The sequence below is a fragment of the Streptomyces sp. NPDC006691 genome, from assembly GCF_042869955.1.
In the GTDB taxonomy this organism is placed as follows: domain Bacteria; phylum Actinomycetota; class Actinomycetes; order Streptomycetales; family Streptomycetaceae; genus Streptomyces.
Genome location: NZ_JBIAGW010000015.1, coordinates 113,939 through 136,117, shown reverse-complemented (window position 1 = coordinate 136,117; position 22,179 = coordinate 113,939). Strand labels below are relative to the sequence as shown.

18 protein-coding genes and 1 tRNA gene are annotated in these 22,179 nt (G+C 71.9%); 11 read left to right on the top strand and 8 right to left on the bottom strand.

Annotated elements, in window-relative coordinates; all coding sequences use genetic code 11:
• Window positions 1–127 precede the first annotated feature (127 nt).
• Window positions 128–1,414 (top strand): DUF2079 domain-containing protein, encoded by a 1,287-nt coding sequence (locus ACFYNP_RS28225; protein ID WP_388789314.1) that lies wholly within the window; start codon window positions 128–130, stop codon window positions 1,412–1,414.
• Here the strand turns inward: ACFYNP_RS28225 and ACFYNP_RS28220 are convergent.
• On the bottom strand, window positions 1,411–3,990 hold the full coding sequence (locus ACFYNP_RS28220; RefSeq protein ID WP_388789225.1) for an ABC transporter permease: 2,580 nt from the start codon (window positions 3,988–3,990) through the stop codon (window positions 1,411–1,413). The genes ACFYNP_RS28225 and ACFYNP_RS28220 overlap by 4 nt on opposite strands.
• A complete protein-coding gene (locus ACFYNP_RS28215; protein ID WP_388789223.1) occupies window positions 3,987–4,808 on the bottom strand; it encodes an ABC transporter ATP-binding protein in 822 nt (273 codons plus the stop codon). The genes ACFYNP_RS28220 and ACFYNP_RS28215 overlap by 4 nt, the downstream gene beginning before the upstream one ends.
• Before the next feature lie 238 nt (window positions 4,809–5,046).
• Between ACFYNP_RS28215 and ACFYNP_RS28210 the strand changes: the two genes are divergently transcribed.
• On the top strand, window positions 5,047–6,630 hold the full coding sequence (locus tag ACFYNP_RS28210; protein WP_388789221.1) for an MFS transporter: 1,584 nt from the start codon (window positions 5,047–5,049) through the stop codon (window positions 6,628–6,630).
• A gap of 29 nt (window positions 6,631–6,659) precedes the next feature.
• Here ACFYNP_RS28210 and ACFYNP_RS28205 read toward each other — a convergent pair whose 3' ends face one another.
• The 3 genes from ACFYNP_RS28205 to ACFYNP_RS28195 all read right to left on the bottom strand — a co-directional run bounded on the left by ACFYNP_RS28205 (window position 6,660) and on the right by ACFYNP_RS28195 (window position 11,491).
• Window positions 6,660–7,559, bottom strand: a complete 900-nt coding sequence (locus tag ACFYNP_RS28205) for a cellulose-binding protein (protein ID WP_388789220.1) — start codon at window positions 7,557–7,559, stop codon at window positions 6,660–6,662.
• A 291-nt stretch (window positions 7,560–7,850) separates the two neighbouring features.
• Window positions 7,851–10,496 (bottom strand): SUKH-4 family immunity protein, encoded by a 2,646-nt coding sequence (locus ACFYNP_RS28200; RefSeq protein WP_388789217.1) that lies wholly within the window; start codon window positions 10,494–10,496, stop codon window positions 7,851–7,853.
• 8 nt (window positions 10,497–10,504) lie between these two features.
• The gene (locus ACFYNP_RS28195; RefSeq protein WP_388420491.1) at window positions 10,505–11,491 is read right to left on the bottom strand and encodes an SMI1/KNR4 family protein; all 987 of its coding nucleotides are present in this window, start codon (window positions 11,489–11,491) and stop codon (window positions 10,505–10,507) included.
• Between the two features lie 260 nt (window positions 11,492–11,751).
• On the opposite strand from ACFYNP_RS28195, the gene ACFYNP_RS28190 reads away from it, so the two are divergent.
• A complete protein-coding gene (locus ACFYNP_RS28190) occupies window positions 11,752–12,276 on the top strand; it encodes a YwqJ-related putative deaminase (RefSeq protein WP_388789215.1) in 525 nt (174 codons plus the stop codon).
• 104 nt (window positions 12,277–12,380) lie between these two features.
• Window positions 12,381–12,869, top strand: a complete 489-nt coding sequence (locus ACFYNP_RS28185; protein WP_388420489.1) for an SUKH-3 domain-containing protein — start codon at window positions 12,381–12,383, stop codon at window positions 12,867–12,869.
• Between the two features lie 127 nt (window positions 12,870–12,996).
• On the opposite strand, the gene ACFYNP_RS28180 is transcribed toward ACFYNP_RS28185, so the two are convergent.
• Window positions 12,997–14,316 carry a sensor histidine kinase gene (locus ACFYNP_RS28180; RefSeq protein WP_388420503.1) on the bottom strand — a complete coding sequence of 440 codons (1,320 nt, stop codon included), beginning with the start codon at window positions 14,314–14,316 and terminating at the stop codon, window positions 12,997–12,999.
• 165 nt (window positions 14,317–14,481) lie between these two features.
• Here ACFYNP_RS28180 and ACFYNP_RS28175 point away from each other — a divergent pair, with 165 nt between their 5' ends.
• The 4 genes from ACFYNP_RS28175 (at window position 14,482) to ACFYNP_RS28160 (ending at window position 18,112) form a co-directional block, all read left to right on the top strand.
• On the top strand, window positions 14,482–15,342 hold the full coding sequence (locus ACFYNP_RS28175; RefSeq protein ID WP_388789212.1) for a hypothetical protein: 861 nt from the start codon (window positions 14,482–14,484) through the stop codon (window positions 15,340–15,342).
• A 27-nt stretch (window positions 15,343–15,369) separates the two neighbouring features.
• A tRNA-Gln gene (locus ACFYNP_RS28170) sits at window positions 15,370–15,441 on the top strand.
• Window positions 15,442–15,571: 130 nt separating this feature from the next.
• Window positions 15,572–17,020 (top strand): bifunctional UDP-N-acetylglucosamine diphosphorylase/glucosamine-1-phosphate N-acetyltransferase GlmU, encoded by a 1,449-nt coding sequence (glmU, locus tag ACFYNP_RS28165; RefSeq protein ID WP_388789209.1) that lies wholly within the window; start codon window positions 15,572–15,574, stop codon window positions 17,018–17,020.
• 117 nt (window positions 17,021–17,137) lie between these two features.
• Window positions 17,138–18,112, top strand: a complete 975-nt coding sequence (locus tag ACFYNP_RS28160; protein ID WP_100574128.1) for a ribose-phosphate diphosphokinase — start codon at window positions 17,138–17,140, stop codon at window positions 18,110–18,112.
• A 73-nt stretch (window positions 18,113–18,185) separates the two neighbouring features.
• On the opposite strand, the gene ACFYNP_RS28155 is transcribed toward ACFYNP_RS28160, so the two are convergent.
• Window positions 18,186–19,073 (bottom strand): serine hydrolase, encoded by an 888-nt coding sequence (locus ACFYNP_RS28155; RefSeq protein WP_388789206.1) that lies wholly within the window; start codon window positions 19,071–19,073, stop codon window positions 18,186–18,188.
• The gene (locus tag ACFYNP_RS28150) at window positions 19,070–20,020 is read right to left on the bottom strand and encodes a LysR family transcriptional regulator (protein WP_388420485.1); all 951 of its coding nucleotides are present in this window, start codon (window positions 20,018–20,020) and stop codon (window positions 19,070–19,072) included. Before ACFYNP_RS28150 ends, ACFYNP_RS28155 begins: the two co-directional genes overlap by 4 nt.
• Before the next feature lie 234 nt (window positions 20,021–20,254).
• Between ACFYNP_RS28150 and ACFYNP_RS28145 the strand changes: the two genes are divergently transcribed.
• From ACFYNP_RS28145 to ACFYNP_RS28135, 3 genes are all read left to right on the top strand, one after another.
• Window positions 20,255–20,842, top strand: a complete 588-nt coding sequence (locus ACFYNP_RS28145; RefSeq protein WP_388420484.1) for a 50S ribosomal protein L25/general stress protein Ctc — start codon at window positions 20,255–20,257, stop codon at window positions 20,840–20,842.
• 148 nt (window positions 20,843–20,990) lie between these two features.
• Window positions 20,991–21,587, top strand: a complete 597-nt coding sequence (gene pth / locus ACFYNP_RS28140; protein WP_388420483.1) for an aminoacyl-tRNA hydrolase — start codon at window positions 20,991–20,993, stop codon at window positions 21,585–21,587.
• Window positions 21,588–21,663: 76 nt separating this feature from the next.
• Window positions 21,664–22,131, top strand: a complete 468-nt coding sequence (locus ACFYNP_RS28135; protein ID WP_388789203.1) for a hypothetical protein — start codon at window positions 21,664–21,666, stop codon at window positions 22,129–22,131.
• The last annotated feature ends 48 nt before the right edge of the window (window positions 22,132–22,179 follow it).

Below are 22,179 nucleotides of genomic sequence, written 5' to 3'. Positions count from 1 at the left end.
GAAAGGCCCGAGCAAGAACGGGCCGCCCAGGCCGCGAATACGCCGGCGGCCGGCCGCCGATCCCCATCTGCTGGCCGCCGCGCTCTTCGCCGCGTACACCGCGCTCAGCGTCCTGCGCTACCGGCGCATGGAGACCCTGTCCTGGGATCTGGGAATCTTCGAGCAGGTCGTCCGCGCCTACGCGCACTTCCAGGCGCCGGTCGCCGATCTCAAGGGGCCCGGCGCGAACGTCCTCGGGGACCACTTCAGCCCGGTGACCGCCCTGCTCGCCCCCGCCTACCGGCTGTTCCCCACGCCCGTCACCCTGCTCGTCGCCCAGTCCGCGCTCTTCGCCCTCGCCGCGATTCCCGTGGTCCGGGGCTCGGCCCGGCTGCTGGGGCGGGGGCCCGGGCTGGCGATCGGGGTCGCGTTCGGGCTCTCCTGGGGGATCCAGCGGGCCGCCGACTTCGACTTCCACGAGATCTGCTTCGCCGTCCCGCTGATCGCGTTCAGCCTGGAGGCGGTGCTGTGCGGTCGGTGGCGTGCGGCCCTCCTGTACGCGCTGCCCCTCGTCCTGGTGAAGGAGGACCTCGGCCTGACCGCGTCCGCGCTCGCCGTCGTCGTCGCCGTGCGCGCCCGCCGCGCCTCACCGCGCGCGGCGCGCTGGGCGCTCGTGGTGGCCGCGTTCGGTGCGGTGGCCGTCCTGGTCACGCTCACCCTCGTCATCCCGGCGTTCAACTCCACGGACAGCTACGACTACTGGAGCAAGATGCACGGCGGCGCGGGCCCGTTCGCCGCCTGGGACGTCAAGCTCTCCACCCTGCTGTGGACCCTGATCCCCACCACGGGCCTCCTCGCGCTGCGCTCCCCGCTGCTGCTCGCCGCGCTGCCCACCCTGGGCTGGCGCTTCCTGTCCTCGGACGACCACTACTGGTCGACCGACTGGCACTACAGCGCGGTCCTGATGCCGGTCCTCGCGCTCGCGCTGGCCGACGCGGTGGCCACCGCCCGCACCAGCCCGCGCCCCTGGCTGCGTACGTACGCCCGCAACCTGCCGGCCTGCACGGCCGCCGCGGCCCTCGCCCTGACGCCCTCGCTGCCGCTCGCGGCCCTGACCGCGTCGGCCACGTACCGCAAGAGCCCCCAAGTGGGCGCCGTGGAACGGCTGTTGGAGCGGATCCCGGACGGGGCCACCGTCGAGGCGGACATCGGGCCCATCGCCCGGCTCACCTCCCGCTGCCGGGTCTTCTGGGTGGGCGCCGCCCGCCCGGTGGTCCCGCGCTACATCGCGATCGACAACTCCGACGGCTGGGCGGGCGATCCCGTCCAGTACGCGACGACCCTGCACCCCGACGCCGAGTACTCGATCACCGGGGTGGCAGGGGGATACGTACTGCTCAAACTCCAGCCGGGGCAGGCGGATCGGCAGCCCTAGCCGTCGGCGGCGATCGCGTTCAGGACGTTCATCCGGCCCGCCCGGAAGGCGGGTATCAGGGCGGCGAACAGGCCCACGAACGCGGAGCCCACGAACACCGTGAGGATGGTCGGCCAGGGGATCTCCAGGACGCCCATGCCCTCCAGGGCCAGCAGCTTCTGTGCCGTGGTGCCCCAGCCGATGCCGAGCCCGAGGCCGAGCAGCGCCCCGAACAGGGCGATCACCACCGACTCCAGGCGGATCATCCGGCGCAGCTGCCGGCGCGAGAGGCCGATCGCCCGCAGCAGACCGATCTCCCGGGTCCGCTCGACCACCGACAGGGCCAGGGTGTTCACCACACCGAGCACCGCCACGATGATCGCGAGGGCCAGCAGCCCGTACACGATGTTCAGGAGCCGGCCGATCTGGTCCTTCAGGTCCTTCTTGAAGTCCGTCTGGTTCTGCACCTTGTACTGCGGATAGGCCTTCAGCGACTCCTTCAGGGAGGCATAGGCGTCCTTGGCCCTCCCGTCGTCGGCCTTGGCGAACATCAGCAGGTTCTTCGGCATCCTGTCGGCCGGCACGTACTGCTCGACGGTCGTGATGCTGGTGTACATCGCGCCCTTGTCGACGTTGGTGTCGTCCGAGGTGATCGCCGCGACCTTCAGCCCGGCGGTGGTACCGCCCTTGAAGGCGACGGTCATCGTGTCGCCGACCTTGATCCCGTGTTCCTTGGCGTAGGCGTCGCCGACCGACATCGCGCCCCTGCCGTACGCCGCCGACAGGTCACCGGCGACGGTCTTGCGCCGCAGGTCGTCCTGGTAGGTGGGGTCGGCGGCGGTGACCTGGCCGTTCTGCGCCTTGCCGTCGGGAGCGGTCAGTCTGGCGTCCACCGACTTGTAGTTGGTGACGTGCGAGATGCCCGGGGCCTTCTTGATCGCGTCGGCGGCCTGCGGCACGATCGGCTGGCCGGCGCCGGAGGAGACGATGAAGTCCGCGCCGACCGACTTGTCGAGCTCGCTGGTGGCCGAGGCGACCATCGAGGAGCCGACCACCGACAGGCAGGCCACCAGGGCGAGCCCGATCATCAGGGCGGCGCCCGTCGCCCCCGTACGCCGCGGGTTGCGCAGCGCGTTGCGCTCGGCCATCCGCCCCACGGGACCGAACATCCGCAGCACCAGCGCGCTGATCACCCGCACCACGAGGCCCGCGAGCAGCGGCCCGACGACGACGAAGCCGATCAGGGTGAGCACGACACCGAGGCCGAGCAGGCCCGAACCGGCCGCCGCCTTCGAGGAGTTGGCGGCGGCGAACAGGGCCGCGGTGCCGGCGCCGGTCAGGACCAGGCCGATGGTGGCCCGGATCGCTCCGGCCTTGCCGTCGGCGGGGGTGCCGGCATCGCGCAGGGCGGCCATCGGCGAGACCTTCCCGGCGCGGCGGGCCGGAACATAGGCGGCGACGACGGTCACCACGACACCGAGGATCAGGCCGATGACGGGGGTCGTCCACTTGACGGTGAGGTCACCGGTCGACAGGTCCATGCCGATGGAGCTCATCAGCTTCATCAGGCCGACCGCGAGGCCCACTCCCGCACCGACCCCGAGGACCGAGCCGAACACGCCGAGCAGCAGGGCCTCCACGAGCACCGAGCGGTTGACCTGCTTGCGGCTGGAGCCGATGGCGCGCATCAGGCCGATCTCGCGGGTCCGCTGGGCGACCAGCATCGAGAACGTGTTGATGATGAGGAAGATGCCGACGACGAAGGCGATCCCGGCGAAGCCGAGCATGGCGTACTTCATCACGTCGAGGAACGAGCCGACGCCGGCGCGGCCCGCGTCCGCCGCCTCCTTCGCCGTCTGGAGCTTGTAGGAGCCCGAACCGAGCGCGGCCGCCACGTCCTGCTTGAGCCCGGCGTCGCTGACGCCGTTCGCGGCGGTGACGTCGATCTGGGTGAACACGCCGCTCGCGCCCAGGAGTTCACGCTGGGCGGTCGGGGTGTCGAAGTAGACGACGGCCGCGCCGGGGTTGGTCACCTTGAAGGTGGCGATACCGGTGATCTTCGCGGTGAAGTCGCCGGTGACGGCGATGGTGCGCAGCTCGTCGCCGAGCTTGAGATGGTGCTTGCCGGCGGTGTCGGCGTCGACCATCATCTCGGTCGGCCCGCGCGGGGCACGGCCGGAGGTGATCTCCATCGCCTTGAGGCTGTTCTCCGTCCAGTTGCCGGCGATGGTCGGCGCGCCGGTGCTGGAGCCCATGTTCTCGTTCTTGGCGTTGACGACCGTGACGCCGGTGCTGCCGATCGCGCCCGCGGCCGTGCGCACGCCGGGCACCTTGGCGACCTTGTCGACGAGCGAGGCGGGCAGCGCCTCGGGCTTGCCGGTCTGGGAGGTGGTGCCGTCGCCGGAGGCCGACTTGGGGCTGACCGTCACATCGGCCGAGGTCGCCGCGAACAGCTTGTCGAAGGTGGTGTTCATGGTGTCGGTGAGGACGAGCGTGCCGCACACGAACGCCACCGACAGCAGGACCGCGACGGCCGAGAGCGCCATCCGCCCCTTGTGCGCGAGGAAGTTGCGCAGCGAGGTCTTGAGCACGCTCATGACGTACGCTCCCGCGCGTCGACGTCGGAGGTCTGGGGCTGTCCCCCGGAAAAGCGCAGCATGCGGTCGAGGACCGCTTCGGCGGTCGGGCGGAACATCTCGTCCACGATGCGGCCGTCGGCCAGGTAGAGCACCCGGTCCGCATAGGAGGCGGCCACCGCGTCGTGGGTGACCATCACGATGGTCTGGCCCAGCTCGTCCACGGACCGGCGCAGGAAGCCCAGCACCTCGGCGCCCGCCCGCGAGTCCAGGTTTCCGGTCGGCTCGTCACCGAAGATGATCTCCGGCCGGGCCGCCAACGCCCGTGCCACGGCGACGCGTTGCTGCTGTCCGCCGGAGAGCTGGGTGGGCCGGTGCCCCAGCCGCCCGGCCAGGCCCACCGTCTCCACCACGCGCTCCAGCCACCGCGCGTCGGGCCTGCGGCCCGCGATGTCCATCGGCAGCGTGATGTTCTCCAGGGCGTTCAGCGTCGGCAGCAGGTTGAACGCCTGGAAGATGAAACCGATCCGGTCCCGGCGCAGCTGCGTCAGCTTCTTGTCCTTGAGCCCGGTGATCTCGGTCTCGTCCAGATGGATCTGGCCGCTCGTCACCGTGTCGAGGCCGGCCAGGCAGTGCATCAGCGTGGACTTGCCGGAACCCGACGGGCCCATGATCGCGGTGAACTGCCCCCGGGCGATGTCCACGTCGACCCGGTCCAGGGCCACCACCCGGGTCTCCCCCGACCCGTACGCCTTCACGACCTGGCGCGCCCGTGCCGCGACCGCCGCACGCCCTCCTCCAGTGCCCCCGTGTCGAGGAATGGTCACAGCCGTGGTCACGGTGGTTCTCCTAGGTCTCATGCAGCCGGTCGCCCGCCAGTGCGGGCGCCCCCTTCGGCTTCGAACCAAGGTAGGGAACGGGCCCCTCCCGCCACCTCCTCCGCCGGGACGAACAGGCCCTCCCCCCACGTAGGGCCCGCCCCCTAGGGGTCTCCACCCCGAGGACCACTACGTGTCAGGGCCCCTCCACCCCTGCCGCCGCTCCGGCCCCCAGTGAGAAGGTGGGGCCCCCAGATGCATGCACAGTGAAGGGATCTCGGTGAGCGTCTCCGGCGGAACACCCCACACCGAAGCGATACCCGGCGCGGCGCCCGCCGCCGCTCCGCGCGGGCGCGGCCCGGTCGTCGCGGCCCTCATGATGGGCATGGCCCTGGCCGCCCTCGACGGCACCATCGTCTCGACGGCCGTGCCCCAGATCGTCGGCGACCTCGGCGGGTTCGCCGTCTTCTCCTGGCTGTTCAGCGGCTATCTGCTCGCCGTGACCGTCACCCTGCCCGTCTACGGCAAACTCTCCGACACCTTCGGCCGCAAGCCCGTCCTCGTCGTCGGCGTCATCGTCTTCCTCGCCGGCTCCGTCCTGTGCGCGTTCGCCTGGAACATGGCCGCGCTCATCGCGTTCCGCATCGTCCAGGGCCTCGGCGGCGGCGCGCTCCAGGGAACCGTCCAGACCATCGCCGCCGACCTGTACCCACTGAAGGAACGCCCCAAGATCCAGGCCAAGTTGTCCACCGTGTGGGCGACCTCGGCCGTCGCGGGCCCCGCCCTCGGCGGACTCCTCGCCTCCTACGCGGACTGGCGCTGGATCTTCCTCATCAACGTGCCCGTCGGCGCCGTCGCCCTCTACCTCGTCATCCGGTACTTCATCGAACCCGCCCGCGAGGCGCCCGCCGCCCGGCCCCGCATCGACTGGGCCGGCGCCCTGTGCGTCTTCGCCACCGGCGCCCTGCTGCTCACCGCGCTCGTCCAGGGCGGCGTCGCCTGGCCCTGGCTCTCGGCGCCCTCGCTCGCCCTGCTCGCGGGCAGTGCCGCGTGCGCCGCCCTCACCGTGTTCGTGGAACGCCGGGCCGCCGAACCCGTCATACCCGGCTGGGTGTGGCGCCGGCGCACCATCGCCGCCGTCAACCTGGCACTCGGCGGGCTCGGCCTCCTCATGGTCGCCCCCACCGTGTTCCTGCCCACCTACGCCCAGTCGGTGCTCGGCCTCAACCCGACCGCCGCCGGGTTCGTCCTGTCCGTGATGACCCTGAGCTGGCCGCTCTCGGCCGCCCTTTCCAGCCGCGTCTACAACCGCATCGGCTTCCGCAACTCCGCGATCACCGGCATCGCGCTCGCCGCCCTGATCCTGGCCGCCTTCCCGCTGCTGCCGTTCCCCGGCCACGCCTGGCAGCCCGCCCTGCTGATGCTGCTGCTCGGCGGCGCGCTCGGCCTGTTCCAGCTTCCGCTGATCGTCGGCGTCCAGTCGACCGTGGGCTGGGCCGAGCGCGGCACCACCACCGCGTCCGTCCTGTTCTGCCGCCAGGTCGGCCAGTCGGTCGGCGCGGCCCTGTTCGGCGCCATCGCCAACGCCACCCTCGCCGCCCGCCTGGCCCATGCCCCCATGCCCGGCCTGCCCGGCGACCTCGACTCCGTCTCGCGCGCCCTGCACCACCCGGCGTCCCTCACCGCGGCTGCCGCCGACTACCTGCGCCGGGCGGTCGCGAGCGCGGTCGACCACGTCTACCTCGGCGCCGCGATCGCGGCCGTCCTGTCCCTGCTCGTCCTGGTGTTCCTCGCCCCGCGCCGCTTCCCCGTCCTCACGGACCCCACCCCCACAAAGGACTGAACTCCCGCACGGACAGGGCGAGTTGACCGTCAGCTCTCGCTCTCCGGGGGGCGTCCGGTGAGGGTGGCCAGGCTGTTGCGCACATGCGTCATGTGCGCCTGCACCTCCTCGCGGGCGGCGGTGTGCTCGCGCAGCACCCGGTCCGTCTCGGCCGCGATCCGGTCCTCATGCGCCCGCGCCCCCGCCACCAGCTCGGCGGCCCGCGCCTCCGCGTCCTCCTGACCGCGGTGCGCGTTCTCCTCCACCTCGGCGAACACCCGCCGCGCCTCGTCGAGACCCGCCTGCGCGACCGCCGTCAGCTCGGCGATCCTCGCGTCCAACTCCGCCTCGCGCGCGGCCCGTTCACGCTCGTCCGCGGCCAGCGCCTCGGCCCGCTCCTGGTCCTGCCCGGCCAGATACGCCTCGCAGCGCCTGCGCATCCCGTCCAGGTCACCGGCCGCCTCCTCGCGGCGCTCCTTGGCCTCGGTACGGGCCGCCAGACGCAGCTCGTCCGCCGCGGTACGGGCCGCGAGCAGGGTCCGCCGCACCCGCTCCTCGGCCTCCGCGAGCAGCGCCTCGCTCCGCGTCCGCGCCGCCTCCCGCAGCGCCCGGCCCGCCTCCTCGGCGGCCAGGACGTCCGCGGCGGCCGCCTCCTCGGCACCGGCCCGCACCGCGTCGGCCTCATCGACCGTCAGCGCGAACAGCGAGGAGGCCCGGCCGCCGAGCACCTCGTACGTCTGCGGGGCGAGCGCGCCGACCTGCTCGGCGAGGGCCGCCGCCTGGGCGCCCATCTGCTTGGCGAGGACGGTGAGCCGGGCCGCCCGCTCCCACGCCGCGTCCCGCTCCTGCGACAGCCGGGCCAGGGTGCGGTCGACCTGATCCGTACGGTAGCCGCGGCCCCGGCCCACCCCGAACGGCTGCGCCGCCGGCGGCAACGATGCTGCGCTCATCCCTGAAGCCTCTCTCCCGCACCCACTGGCGCCCGGTACGCGTTCTGGCTGCCCGGCGCTCATCCTGGCCGATCGAAGCGAAATGGTCATAACGCGACACTCCGCCCACACGGCACGGTCAAGGATGCGTCAATCGGCGCCAGAACCCGGAATCACCCGGGTGCCAGCCCCATCACACGCCGAAGGCGCCCACCGCGACCCGCACGGTGAGCGCCCCGGCACAGCGAAGGCGACGCGAAGGCGACGCGAAGGCGACGCGAAGGCGACGCGAAGGCGCCGCGAAGGCGCCGCTCAGAGCAGCCCGTCCCACATCTGCTCAAGGAGCACCGACCACCAGCTCTCCGGCGACGCCAGCGCCGCCGGGTCGAGGGCCGCGAGCTGCGCCTGGAAGTCGACCGTCCAGCGGCCCGCCTGCTCCGGGTTGAGCCCGAACCGCAGCCGCCACATCCGGCCGAGCAGCGCGAGCGAGCGGGCGAACTCGGGCAGCCCCGAGTTCACGAACTGCGGCGGCACCGACTGCCCGCCCGGCCCCGCCTCCACCGGCACCGCCACGATGTTCGCGGTCCCGTACTGGACACAGATCGCCCGCCCGAAGTCGGAGCCCATCACCAGATATGAACCCGCGTCCGCCGCCGGCTGCACCCCGCGCTGCTGCGCGAGCTCGGCCAGCGTCGGCACCGGCTGCCCCGGCACGGCCTGCGCCCAGAAGAACGGCCCGAAGTCCAGCGGCAGACCCGCCCACACCAGCGTGACCGCCACGACCTCCGGCACGCCCTGCCGCGACACCGCACGCTGGTCGAAGCGGAACACGCCCTGCGGACCGAACGCACCCGCCAGCTCGTGGGCCACGCCCTCCGGCGGCAGCGGAGGCACCGGCTGCACCGCCGGGATCGGCGCCCGCACCGGCTGGGGCCGGGCCGGACCATCCGCGACCTGCGCCAACTCGCCCTGGTGGGTGAGCAGATGCTGGACGCCCTGGCGGCGCGAGCCATGGTCCTTGCCGTACGGGGCGACGTGCGTGATCCGCACCTGCGGCCACTGCTCGCGGATCATCCGCGCACAGTAACCACCCGGCAGCTCGCACGACTCCAGCTCCGTGTGCAGTTCGAGCACATGGTCGGCGGGCACGTTCATCGCCCGCAGCTCGTGGAAGATCTGCCACTCCGGGTGCGCGGTACCGGGCGCCGAACGGCGGATGAGCTGCTGCTCGGAACCGTCGGGCGCGCGGTAGCGCAGCACCGCCTGATAGCCGGGGCCGACCGTCGGCAGCCCCGCCGGGGGCTGCTGCGGATACCCGTACGCGGGCGGCGCCTGCGGCCCGGGACCGCCGGGCGGCATCCCGGGGGGACCCGGCGGCATGGGCGCACCGGGACCGCCGGGGCCCATCTGGCCGGGCCCCGTCTGCGCGGGCCCCGCCAGCATCGTCGCGGCGTGGTGCACCCCACCGGGGGGCGTACCACCGGGCGCACCCGGAGGACCGGGCGGCAGCGGCGCACCGGGACCACCGAGACCGCCAGGACTTCCCGGCGGACCAGGAGGCAGCGGCGCACCCGGGCCGCCCTGACCCGACGGACCCACGTGATGCGGATCCGCGAACATCGTCGCGGCCTGATGCACCCCGCCCGGGGGCGTACCACCGGGCGCACCCGGAGGACCGGGCGGCAGCGGCGCACCGGGAGCACCCGGGCCACCCGGACTTCCCGGCGGACCAGGAGGCAGCGGCGCACCCGGGCCGCCCTGACCCGACGGACCTACGTGATGCGGGTCCGCGAACATCGTCGCGGCGTGGTGCACCCCGCCCTGCGCGGGCGGCGGCGCCGGCGTCTGAGGGGCGGCAGGACCCTGCCCCTCGGGGCCGAGCTGCGAGACCAACTGTGTCGGCAGGTAACCACCCGCCGGACCACCCGGCGGCGGAGTCGAACCCGGAGCCGGAGGAGGCACCGGCGCACCCGGGCGGGCACCCGGAGTGCCGGGTGCGCCGGGCGGGGGCGGAACAGTCGAGCCCCCGACTCGTGCGGCACGCGCACCCGGGGGCGGCCCAACAGCCTTGCTGGTGGCGGCATCCGCGATGTCCCCGACGCCGTCCGGCGCCGAAGGACCCGTCGGCGCGGCCGGAGCGGCCGGAGCCACCGGCGGCGGAGTGGCACCCCGCGGCGGCGCGGCCTGCGGGTCGTACGCGGGCGCGAGCGCCGTCGGCGGAAGCTGGCTGCCGCCCGCCATCAACGCCGTCTTCGCCTCGGGCAGCGCCCTCGGCGGCGCCTCGTCCTCGCCGTCCACACCGGAGAGCGGAGGCGCGAACACCGTCGCCGGAAGCGGCACCGAACCGTCGTCGGACCCGGCGTTGGTGTCCGTCCCGGCCCACGGCGTGGCCCCGGCCGGAGCGCCGGCGCCCGAGCCGGATACGGAACCGGAGGCGGAGGCGGGCGCGGAACCGGAAGCGGGCGCGGAACCCGAACCAGACCCGGAGCCCGAGTCGGAACCAGAGCCCGAGTCGGAACCAGAGCCCGAGTCGGAGCCGGAGCCCGAGTCGGAACCCGACGTGGAACCCTCGCCCCGCCGGTCCGGAATGCCCAGCTTGTCCGCCGCCTCCTGGAGCCACTCCGGCGGACTGAGCAGGAACGACGTCTGGTTCAGGTCGATCCGGGCCGGCGGCTCCGGCACGGGCGGCGCGTCCTCGGGAACCCCGTACTCCTCCTCGTACCGCCGGATCACCTCACCCACCGGCAACCCCGGCCACAGCGTCGCCTCGCCGCTGTCCCGGGCGATCACCAGGCGCTGCGCACCGCCGCCGCCCGAAGGCCCGTTCTCGCGGTCCTCCGCCCACACCACGAAACCCAGCTCGAACTCCCGCACCCGCACCTCACGGTGCTGATACGCGGGCACATCGCCGTTGATCCACTCTTCGGCACGCTCCTGCGCCTGAGCGAAAGTCACCATCGGCCGGCTCACTCCCCTACCGAGGTCGTCTCGACGGCACGCGCGAAGCCACCGTCCACCATCAGGTTCGCCACGGTCTCCAGCTCCGGCGGATTGCCCGCGAGCCGCCCGAGGAACGCGTCGAAGTCCTCACCACAGGGCAGCAGCAGACGCTCCACCCGCTCGTTCACGCTCAACCCGTCCTGATCCCGCGCGTCGTCGTAAGCGCAGAACCACACCGAACCGACCGCCGAACCCTTCACCTTCACCGCGAGGATCCCGCCCTGCACGAAGGCGACACCCAGATAGTCCTTGGTGAGGTGGTCCCGCAAACACTTGTTGACGTAGACGAGATCGTTGACCGCCGCCTCGTCCCGCACCGTGAAGAACGGCTGGTCCACCAGAAGACCCAGCTCCGCGTCGAGCGCCGCACCCACCGGGGCACAACCCCCCGCCGCCTTCAGGAACGACCGGTAGGCGCCCGGCAGGCGGTACCCCAAGTCCTCCTCCACACCCAGGAGTTGGGACTCCGTCACCGACACCGAGCCCTTCGGCAGCCCGAAGTGCGCCGGCCGCGTCTCCTGCAACGGCCGCGTACCGCGCTTGTCGTGCTCGACCCGCGCCGTCGCCAGACCGCCGTAATGCCGCAACAGGGCCTTCACCTCCACCGGCACCAGTTCGAGGCGACGGCCGCCGGGCACGTGGTGCCACGTCCAGCCGTGCGGCGTCGCCACCGGCGCCACCGTGTCCCACAACTCGTGCCCCGCGGCGGCCAGCGCCGCGTTCGCCGACACATAGTCGGTCAGCCGGAGCTCATCCACCCCGAACCCCTCGGGCGGCTCCGCGATCTCCGCCGCCGCACGCGCGTACGCCGAGAAGACCGGGAAACCGTTCTCGTCCACCCGCACCCCCCTGGGATGCCGGGAGGCGCGGACCGGATCCGGGAAGTGCACGACCTGCCCGGCATAGGCCGCGTTCGGTGGCGCGGCATGCTGCCCGAGCCGACCTGTCGTCATGGCGGTTGCCCCCTGCTGCGTGCTCCTGCGTCTGGCTGGTGGGACCAGACTATGCGGTGCCGCAATACCGCCGACCGGCCCCGCGACCGGCCCCGCATTCGGTCACCAACCGTCACCCGCATATCACCCTGCGCCCGCGACGCGCGGCTTATCACGCCCCAGCTTCCGTATCAGCGCCCCTATTTGGCAGGCTGTCCCCGCAACTCGGGGGCGCTGACACGTGCGGCGAAAGCCGCCGCCAGTGGGAGGAACACCGCACCATGCACACCGCACCAGGCGAAACATCCGCAACCAGCGCGATAAACACCGTAAAAGAGACACCCGGCGACCCGCGCCTTCACTGGAGCGCCACCCCCGGCACCGCCGTGCCCTTACTGAGACACCGCCGCGACGGCATCCTCCCCGCCATCGCCGCCGCCCTCTCCGTCCGCGGCGAAACCCTCACCTGCACCGCGGGCAAGGGCGAACAGCCGCCCGCCCTGCACTCCCTCGTCCAGGACTACCTGGACACCCTCACCAGCGGCCAGCGCGAACGCTTCACCGGCCGCTGCCCCGAAGCGATCCTGCTCTCCCGACACCTGACCGCCGTCGAGACCGCACGCTCCAAACGCGCCCAGCGCAAACCCCTCACCCACGGCGAAGCCCGCCGCGCACTCAAACACGCCAAACTCACCGCCCGCCGCATACGCGAGGACGGCGACCCCCTCCACGGCAGCTACGCCCCGCCCTGCCGCTCCTGCGCCGCGCTGCTCGACCACTTCGGCGTCCGCAGCGTCGAACCCTGAGCCGGCCGCCCCGCCGAACTCGCGGCTCTGACCCACCCCGCCCCGCCGAACTCACGGCCCCGACCCAACCCCACGCCCCCGAACTCACGGAAAGACCGCGGCCGATGCCGGACGTCTCCACCACCCGCTTCCCCGTCCCCGTCGACGCCGCCCTGCGCACCGCCGGCTGGCAGCCCGGGCGCTGGGACATCCGCCAGGCCGAAGCCTGGGCCGACGTCCTGCGCGCCCACACCTCCCCCGCCGGCCACCGCCACACCGTCTTCCCCGCCGCCGTCGAAGCCTGGGCCGAATTCGGCGGCCTGCGCCTCACCGCCCCCGGACCCGGCCGCCGCAACGCGCCCGCCGCCCTGCGCTTCGACCCCCTCGCCGGGCTCCACCTCGCCCGCACCCTCGCCGACCTCGGCCGCGCCCTCGAAACCGACATCGCCCCGCTCGGCGAAGAAGGCGACCAGCAGGCCGTGCTGGCCATCGACGCCCAAGGCCGCGTGTACTCCCTCGACCACACCGGCGACTGGTACCTCGGCCCCGACATCGACCACGCCCTCAACACCCTGGTCACCGGCACCCAGCCCATCCGCCTCACCTCGGGCTGACCCCGACCCGGCACGGCTGCCCCCGACCAGGCGGGCCGGCCTCCCCCACCCCACGGCCGTGCGTCGCCGATCGCGCAGTTCTCCGCGCCCCTGTGGGCGACCCGCCGCCCGGGTCACGGGCTACGGGCTACGGGGCCACCGGGGCCCGGTCGGGAAGCACCGCCGACACCCGGAACCCGCCCGCATCCGTCGTACCCGACACGAAGACGCCACCCAGCGCCTTCACCCGCTCCCGCATCCCCACCAGACCATTGCCCCCACTGGGCAACCCCGCATCCGCCGTGACACCGTCCGCCGGACCGTTCTCCACCTGCATCGCCACCTCGGCCTCCCGCCGGGCAAGACGCACCATCACCTTCGCGCCCGCCGCATGCTTGTGGACGTTGGTCAACGCCTCCTGCACCACCCGGTACGCGGTCTGCTCCACCAGCGCGTCATAGTCACGCACCTCCCCCTGCACCATCAGCTCCACCACCATCCCGGCCTCCCGGGACTGCCCCACCAGAGCCTCGATGTCCGCGAGGCAAGGCCCCTCCTCCGCGGCCGCCGCCGCGGCCGCCGCGGCCGCCCCCACCGCGGCCAGCGGCACCGGATCCACCCGCACCGCCACCGGCGGCTGATCCGCCGCGCGCAGCACCCCGAGCATCTCCCGCAGCTCCGTCAACGCCTGCCGGCCCATGTCACCGACCAGCGCCGCGTTCTTCACCGCCTTCTCCGGATCCTTGCGCGCCACCGCCTGCAACGCCGCCGCGTGCACCACCATCAGCGACACCCGGTGCGCCACCACGTCGTGCATCTCCCGGGCGATCCGCGTCCGCTCCTCCGTACGCGCCCACTCCGCCCGCTCCTCGGCCCGGTCCGCGAGCAGCGACAACTCCCGCTCCAGCGAATCCGCCCGCTCCCGCAACGACTCCATCAACCGCCGCCGCGCCCCTATATACAGCCCGTACAGCAGCGGCGGACCCGTGATCCCGAGCGACATCACCGCCGACATCAGCGGCACGTACCAGTACCCCGGGTCGTAATCACCCCGCGCCACACTCTGGTGCAGCCGTACGAACGTGACGATGAACGTCCCCGCCACCGACATCCCCGCCAGCGCCGCCGTGATCCGGCGCGGCACCTCCGACGCGGCCAGTGTGTAGAGCCCCACCACGCTCAGCAGAAAACCCATGCTGGTCGGCGTCACCGCGATCGAGACAAGCACCACCGCGATCGGCCACCGACGCCGCAGCGCCAGCGAAGCCCCCGCCATCAGGCCGAGCACCATCCCGGCCGGCACGGGCAGCCCCGAGCCCCCCGCGAAACCCACACCCTCCAGCGCACACTCCAGCGCGGAGAACACCCCGAGCGAGACATCCAGCACCGCGCTGCGTCTGCGCTCCCACCACCACCAGCCACGGGAGGTCAACCCCGTGGCTTCCTGGTCAGCCCCCGTTGCGGTCATGGCTCCCAGACTACGGGCGGGCGCGAACGATTTTCCTATGGCTTTCGTCCCGCGCGCGCTGCACAGAATCTCCCCCAACACGCCGTGAAGCGGTACGAATCCTACGATCCGGTGAATCACCCGGACATTCGAGCGGGCGTCCGGACGCCGGACGAACGTGTCCGTATGACATCAGCCACACCCGGCAAGTACGCCGACTTCGAGGGCCTGCGGCGGCAGGCGATCGCGCTGCGGCGCGAGGGGCTCAGCCGCCGCCAGATCCGCGACCGCCTGTTCGTCGACAACAACGACCTCCTCAACCGCCTCCTGAACGGCGAGCCCGCCCCCGAGTGGACCAGGCGCCCCAACGCCAAGGACGACCTCCGCGACCGCGCGCGGGAGCTGCGCGCGCAAGGCATGACGTACGACGCGATCCAGGCCGAGCTCGGCTGCTCGAAGAGCTCCATATCGCTCTGGGTGCGGGACCTGCCGAAGCCGGCGCCGCGCTACACCGACGAAGAGCGGCGCGCCCTGATGAACGAGGGGCTCGCGCGCCTGCGCGCAGCTCAGGACGAGGAACGCCAAGCGACGAAAAGGGCGGCACGCGACGAGATCGGGCGGCTGTCCGAACGGGAGCTCTTCATGGTGGGCGTCGGGCTCTACTGGGCGGAGGGAGCCAAGGACAAGACGTATCGACGCACCGAGCAACTGCAGTTCATCAACAGCGACCCCGACGTGATCAAGATCTACCTGCGATGGCTGGAGCTACTGGGGGTCTCGCGCGAGCGGATGCGCTTCCGCGTCAGCATTCACGAGTCCGGAGACGTGGCCGGCGCCGAGCAGTTCTGGGCCGACCTGGCCGAAGTCGATGTCTCCGTTTTCCAGCGGGCCACCCTCAAGAAGCACAACCCGCGCACCAGGCGAAAGAACACCGCAGAGACGTACCGGGGGTGTTTGGTGGTCTACATGACGAAAGGTGCTCATCTATACCGTCGCATGGAAGGCGCTTGGTACGGCATAGTGTTGGGTGCCCATCCGGCAACCTGACCGAATGTCCGGTTTAGCCGGTTTCCATCCCCCGTGGTGTAATTGGCAGCACTGGGGCTTTTGGTGCCCTATGTCCGGGTTCGAGTCCTGGCGGGGGAGCATCGCGGTCACGGGTCCTGACGATTTCCGTCAGGACCCGCCGCATTTCCCCAGCCCCCACCCCGATTTCATCCGCGAAGCCCCCCGGTATCCTTCGGGTGTCCACCCCCCGAAGCCGAAGGGCACCTCCGTGAGCGCAACCCGCCCGGCCGCCGTCGTCGTCCTCGCCGCGGGTGAGGGCACCCGCATGAAGTCGGCCACTCCCAAGGTTCTGCACGAGATCTGCGGGCGCTCGCTCGTCGGGCACGTCGTGGCAGCCTCCCGTGAGCTGGACCCCGAGCACCTCGTCGTGGTCGTCGGCCACGCCCGCGAGCAGGTCTCCGCGCACCTGGGTGCGATCGACGCCGGAGTGCGGACCGCGGTGCAGTACGAGCAGAACGGCACCGGGCACGCGGTCCGGATGGCGCTGGAGGAGCTGGGCCAGTCCATCGAGGGCACGGTCGTCGTGGTGTGCGGCGACACGCCGCTGCTGACCGGCGCGACGCTGGCGGAGCTGACCCGTACGCACGAGAACGACCGCAACGCGGTGACCGTGCTGACCGCCGAGGTCGCCGACTCGACCGGCTACGGCCGCATCGTGCGGGACGACGTGTCGGGTGCGGTAACCGCGATCGTCGAGCACAAGGACGCCTCCGAGGCGCAGCGCGCGATCCGTGAGATCAACTCGGGTGTGTTCGCGTTCGACGGGGCGCTGCTCGCGGACGCGTTGGGCAAGGTGCGTACGGACAACAGTCAGGGCGAGGAGTACCTGACGGACGTGTTGGGGATTCTGCGGGAGGCGGGGCACCGGGTGGGTGCGTCGCTGGCCGGGGACTTCCGGGAGATCCTGGGGATCAACAACCGGGTGCAGTTGGCCGAGGCGCGCCGTTTGCTGAACGACCGGCTGCTGGAGCGGGCGATGCTCGCGGGTGTGACGGTGGTGGATCCGGCCACGACGTTCGTGGATGTGCAGGTGACGTTCGAGCAGGACGCGGTGGTGCTTCCGGGGACGCAGTTGCTCGGTTCGACGCATGTGGCGTCGGGTGCCGAGGTGGGTCCCAATACGCGGCTGACGAACACGGTGGTGGGCCGGGACGCGCGGGTCGACAACGCGGTGTCGTACGACTCCGAGGTGGGCGAGGGTGCGACGGTCGGTCCGTTCGCGTATCTGCGGCCGGGGACGCGGCTCGGGGCGAAGGCCAAGATCGGTACGTATGTGGAGACGAAGAACGCGTCGATCGGCGAGGGGACGAAGGTTCCGCATCTGTCGTACGTGGGCGACGCGACGATCGGTGAGTTCACGAACATCGGCGCGGCCAGTGTGTTCGTGAACTACGACGGTGAGGCGAAGCATCACACGACGATCGGCTCACACTGCAAGACGGGTTCGGACAACATGTTTGTTGCTCCCGTCACAGTGGGGGACGGTGCTTACACCGCCGCGGGTTCGGTGATCACGAAGGATGTGCCGCCCGGTTCGCTGGCCGTCGCCCGGGGCCAGCAGCGGAATATCGAGGGTTGGGTGGAGCGCAAGCGTCCGGGAAGTGCTGCCGCGCAGGCTGCTCAGGCTGCGGCCGAGCAGTCGGGCGGGGAGAACTGACCGGATTCGGGTGCACCTTTCTCGGGCTACCGTGATAGGTGCACATATTCGGCTGGCTCGCCGCGAAAGGGACCGCGCGGGTGCAGCAGCATCGAACACGTCTGAGGAGACTGTGCTGTGACCGGGATCAAGACGACCGGCGAGAAGAAGCTGATGCTCTTCTCCGGCCGCGCCCACCCCGAGCTGGCCGAGGAGGTTGCGCACCAGTTGGGTGTGGGCCTCGTGCCGACGAAGGCCTTCGACTTCGCGAACGGTGAGATCTACGTTCGTTTCCAGGAGTCGGCGCGTGGTGCGGACTGCTTCCTGATCCAGAGCCACACGGCTCCGATCAACAAGTGGATCATGGAGCAGCTGATCATGATCGACGCCCTGAAGCGGGCGTCGGCGCGCTCCATCACCGTGATCGTTCCGTCGTACGGCTATGCCCGTCAGGACAAGAAGCACAAGGGCCGTGAGCCGATCTCGGCGCGTCTGGTGGCCGATCTGCTGAAGACCGCGGGTGCGGACCGCATCCTGACGGTCGATCTGCACACGGACCAGATCCAGGGCTTCTTCGACGGTCCGGTGGATCATCTGACGGCGCTGCCGGTCCTCGCGGACTACGTGGGCGCGAAGGTGGACCGCTCGAAGCTGACGATCGTGTCTCCGGACGCGGGCCGGGTGCGGGTCGCGGACCGCTGGTGCGACCGGCTGGACGCGCCGCTGGCGATCGTGCACAAGCGCCGTGACAAGGAAGTCGCGAACACGGTGACGGTGCACGAGGTCGTCGGTGACGTGAAGGGCCGTGTCTGCGTCCTGGTGGACGACATGATCGACACGGGCGGCACGATCTGTGCCGCCGCGGACGCGCTGTTCGCGCACGGTGCGGAGGACGTCATCGTGACGGCCACGCACGGCATCCTGTCGGGTCCGGCCGCGGACCGTCTGAAGAACTCCAAGGTGAGCGAGTTCGTGTTCACGAACACGCTGCCGGATCCCTCGGACCTGGAGCTCGACAAGATCACGGTGCTTTCGATCGCTCCGTCGATCGCCCGCGCGGTGCGCGAGGTGTTCGAGGACGGCTCGGTGACGAGCCTCTTCGAGGAGAACTAGCCTTAGTCTGCTGGGAGTTGGGGCCGCGTCCGGTGTCGGACGCGGCCCTTCCTCATGTCCGTTCCCGCCTTCCTCATGTCCTTTCCCGGCCGTTGCGCAGGGCGTCGACGGCGATGCGGGCGGCGCGTCCGATGGCGGCGTCGGCGGCGGGCAGGGTCGCGGCGGTGGAGGCGGCGCGGGTGAAGACGGCGACGGCGTAGCGGCCGCCGTCGGGGTATTCGACGACGCCGGCCTCGTGGCGCTGGGTGGGCAGGGTGCCGGTCTTGCCGCTGACGCGTACGTCGTCGAAGGGGAAGCCGGAGGCGAGGCGGTGGCTCCAGGCCTGGACGCCGAGGACGGCCCGGAGTTCCTCGCCCCAGGCCCCGGCGCACACCTCGTCGCGCCAGACGGCGGTGAGCAGGGCGGCGATCTCGCGCGGGGTGGAGCGGTTGGTGCGGGCGGGGTCGAGGACGGTGAGGCGGGCGACGGCGGCGGGGTCGACGAGGGCGGCGGGTCCGCTGTCGCCGGTGTCGGCGACCATCGTGGCGTAGAGGCCGGCCTGGTTGTGGACGGCGATGGTGCGGGTCAGGCCGAGGGCGTTCATGGTGGCGTTGACGGTGTCGAGGCCGAGGTGGTCCCAGAGGATGTCGGCGGCGGCGTTGTCGCTGACGGCGACGGCGAGCGAGGCGAGGTCGCGCAGGCTGAGCCGGGCGGCGTCGCGCATGACGGCGAGTCCGGTGGGGCCGGGTGCGCGGGCGCCGGCGGGGATGTCGACGGGGGTGGTGGGGTCGAGGCGGCCGGCGGCGGCTTCGCGGTAGAGGGTGGCGACGAGGCACAGCTTGTGGACGCTGGCGGTGGAGACGGGGGTGTCGGCGGCCAGGGCGACGGTGGCGCCGGTGTCGATGTCGGTGGCGCAGAGCGCCCCGCCGAGGCCGGCGTCGGTGAGGGCGGCGGTGAGGCGGCCGCGTACGGGGGTGTTCACAGCGGGAACTCCGATGCGGGGCGGGGGAACAGGCGCCGCGGGGTGGCGGTGGGGAGGAGCCCGGCGTGTTCGCGCAGGACGTCGTGGGCGGCTTCGGTGAACAGGCGCACGGCGGGCCCGTCGCGTCCGGCGGGCCAGGCGGTGGAGGTGCGCCAGGTGAGGGGGTTGCCGCGCAACGGGCGCCAGGTGGTGCCGGGTTCGGGTGCGGGTCTGGGCACGAGGGCGGCGACGTGGGTGCCGGACAGGATGAGGGCGCGGGTGAATTCGATGCCGGCGACTTCGCGTACGGCGCTGGGGGTGCAGCCGTGGCGGGCGCAGGCGGTGAGCGTTTCGTCGTGCAGGGCGGGGGCTGTGGGGCGGGGGAAGAGGACGAGTTCGCGGCCGTCGAGGTCGGCGACGTCGACCTCGGGGTGCTCGGCGAGCGGGTCCTGGTCGGCGAGGAGGGCGCCGAGCGGCTGGTGGAGCTGGGGGCCGAAGCCGAGGCCGGTGGCGGGGCAGGGGTGGCGGACGATGCCGGCGTCGAGGGTGCCGGCGGCGAGTTCGGCGGTCAGCTCGGCGGTGGTGAGTTCGCGAAGGTCGAGTGCGCCGCCCGGGCTGCGTTCGCGGTAGGCGGTGAGCAGGGCGGCGACGGTGGCGCCGCCGAGCTGGGGCGGGACGGCGGCGCGCAGGGTGCCGGCGGCGCCGCCCTGGACCCGGCCGACGAGGGTGCGCAGCCGGTCGGCGGCGTCGAGCAGGGCGTCGGTTTCGGCCAGGACGAGGCGGCCGGCGGGGGTGAGGGTGGCGCCGGTGCGGCCGCGGTCGAGGAGGCGGACGCCGAGTTCGCGTTCCAGGCGCTGGATGCGCTGGGACAGGGAGGGCTGGGCGACGCGCAGGCGTTCTGCGGCGCGGCCGAAGTGCTGTTCTTCGGCGACGGTGCGGAAGTACCTGAGGTGCAGCAGCAGGTCCATGAACAGCAAGGATAGGCGAGTGCCTATGGGACTGACTTCGATCGTCCGGTTCGGCCCCCGGCCCGGCTGTTGATCCAATTGGGCGGCCGGGGGGTGTCCGGGTACTCTGGGTCAGTTGCTCGGCGAGGGAGGCCGTACCTGAGGTACGGCGGTCCGTTATCGACGCGCTCTTCGTAGCAGGCCAGTCGTGGCCGGGTGACCACCTTTTCTGGATCACCTTTACGAGGAGTGCACATGTCTGAGGTCAAGCTCGCCGCTGCCGTCCGTGACAGCTTCGGCAAGGGCGCCGCCCGCAGCATCCGCCGCGAGAACAAGGTTCCCGGCGTCATCTACGGTCACGGCACCGAGCCGGTCCACGTCACCCTTCCGGGCCACGACCTGCTGCTCGCGCTGCGTACCCCGAACGTCCTGCTCTCCCTGGACCTCGACGGCAAGACCGAGCTCGCGATCCCGAAGGCCGTCCAGCGTGACGCCATCAAGGGCTTCCTCGTCCACGTCGACCTGCTGCTCGTCAAGAAGGGCGAGAAGGTCACGGTCGAGATCGCGGTCGAGACCGAGGGCGACCTGGCCCCGGGCAGCTTCCTGGTCGAGAACGTGCTGAACACGATCTCCGTCGAGGCCGAGGCCACCCACATCCCGACCTCCGTCTCCGTCTCCATCGAGGGCCTTGAGGCCGGCGCGGCGATCCACGCCAAGGACATCAAGCTGCCTTCCGGCACCACCCTGGTCACCGACCCCGAGGCCGTCGTCATCCAGATCCTGGCCGCGCAGGCCGAGGAGCCGGCTGCCGAGACCGAGGACGCCGAGGGCGCCGAGGCCTGAGCCGCACGCTCTGCCTGAGACCGTGCCGGGCACGGACTCCGACGGGGCGGCGGGCCACACTTGGCCCGCCGCCCCGTTTTTCTGTGTACGTGTTGTTCCTGCTGTACGTGTTGTTCCCGCTGTACGTGACCGAGGAGACGCAGCCCCCATGACGACCGACGACGCGAACGCACCCTGGCTGATCGTGGGCCTGGGCAATCCGGGTCCGGAGTACACCGCGAACCGGCACAACGTCGGATTCATGGTGGCGGACCTGCTTGCCGAGCGGATCGGCGGCCGGTTCAAGGCGCACAAGGCGCGGGCGCAGGTGGTGGAGGGACGGATCGGTCCGCCGGGCCCGCTGAACCGCCGGGTGGTGCTCGCGAAGCCGATGTCGTACATGAACCTGTCGGGCGGGCCGGTGACCGCGCTGCGCGACTTCTACAAGGTGCCGGTCGCCAACATCGTTGCGATTCATGACGAGTTGGACATCGACTACGGGGTGCTGAGGCTGAAGCTGGGCGGCGGGGACAACGGGCACAACGGCCTGAAGTCCATCACCAAGTCGCTGGGCGCGGACTATCACCGGGTGCGGTTCGGCATCGGGCGCCCGCCGGGGCGGATGCAGGTGGCGGACTTCGTCCTGAAGGACTTCTCCTCGGCGGAGCGCAAGGAACTGGGTTACTTCGTGGACCGGGCGGCGGATGCGGCCGAGGCGCTGGTGATCGAGGGCCTGGAGCGGGCCCAGTCGACGTACAACTCCTGACAACGGCACGCAAAGGGGCCGTCGGCACGGGCCCGAGGTTGACCGTGTGCGGTCATTGCCGCCAGGATCGCGCCCCATGACGAAGCGGAGCCGTACCTTCCTGCTGGTCGTGGTGCGGGCAGCGGCGGCCCTGGTCGCCGTGGTGCTCGTGGTGGCCGGGTTCTGGTCGTCGTGGGGCACGGCGCAGCACGTGATGCTGGCGAAGGGGCGCGATCACGGGCGGCTGACGGTGACGTCCTGCGCGGCCGACGTGTGCACGGGGCGGTACGCGCCCGCGCCCGGGTCCGCCGCGCACGCCCGCGTGACGATCGCGGAGTCGGTGGCGGCTCGGCGGGGCGACGATCTGCCGGTGGTCCTGAAGCCCGGCACGGATGACGCGGTACGCAGCGGCCTCGCGGGCCTCCTCTACGCCTGGCTCCCGCTGGCCGGAGCGCTGCTCCTGGCCTCGCTGCTGGTCGCGGGGGGTGTGCGGATGCCGCGGACGGCGTGGGCGGTGGGGCTCCTCGGCGCCGCCGCGATGGCCTCGGCGTTCATCGCCCTGTAGCGGTCTGCTCCTCATGCGCCGGAGTGGCTGGGACCTCCCTCGCGCCCC